The organism is Haemophilus sp. CCUG 66565 (genome assembly GCF_001679495.1).
GTDB lineage: Bacteria > Pseudomonadota > Gammaproteobacteria > Enterobacterales > Pasteurellaceae > Haemophilus > Haemophilus haemolyticus_K.
The window spans coordinates 1-619 of record NZ_LZOX01000009.1 but is presented as its reverse complement, the minus strand read 5'-3'; the positions used below and the strand labels follow the sequence as shown (position 1 = coordinate 619).

At 40.5% G+C, this 619-nt stretch carries 1 tRNA gene and 1 rRNA gene; both read right to left on the bottom strand.

Going from position 1 to position 619, the window contains the following annotated elements:
- Nucleotides 1–192: ribosomal RNA gene (locus tag A9501_RS03185) — 23S ribosomal RNA — on the bottom strand; the annotation flags it as partial.
- A gap of 269 nt (nucleotides 193–461) precedes the next feature.
- A tRNA-Glu gene (locus A9501_RS03180) sits at nucleotides 462–537 on the bottom strand.
- Nucleotides 538–619: the final 82 nt, after the last annotated feature.

The window sequence follows — 619 nt, the reverse complement described above, 5'->3', positions numbered from 1 at the left end:
GTTCTCCCGGTTTGCCTCAACAAGCTATGTATTCACTTGTTGATAGTGGATTCTTCACCCACTGGGTTTCCCCATTCGGATATCTTGGATTAAACGCCTCTTATCGACTCATCCAAGCTTTTCGCAGATTAGCACGTCCTTCTTCGCCTCTGATTGCCAAGGCATCCACCTTGTACGCTTAGTCACTTAACTATACAACCTCAAATGTTTTCAATCACTTTAAGTTTTCACTTCAAAGTGAGGTCAATTTGATGCGTATTTTCATTCAACTAAACACTTGATTGCTTTTGTTCAATCAAGATTTTATGCAAAACAGGTTTGCTTTCAGAGTTTCCTTCTCAGTCCCCTCCTTTTACTTCCCTGCCTTGTCTACTCAGACTTTCTCTCGAAAATCTCTTGTTTTCAGCTTGTTTCCAATTTTTTAAAGAACAGTAAGATAATCTAACAAAGTTATCTTTAATTGGCGTCCCCACGGGGATTCGAACCCCGGTTACCGCCGTGAAAGGGCGATGTCCTAGGCCTCTAGACGATGGGGACATCAATTAAAGATACTCTATCTTCTTTTTATCTTTCAACGTTGCTTTCGCTTCGTTTTAAATCTTGTCTACAACTATCAGTC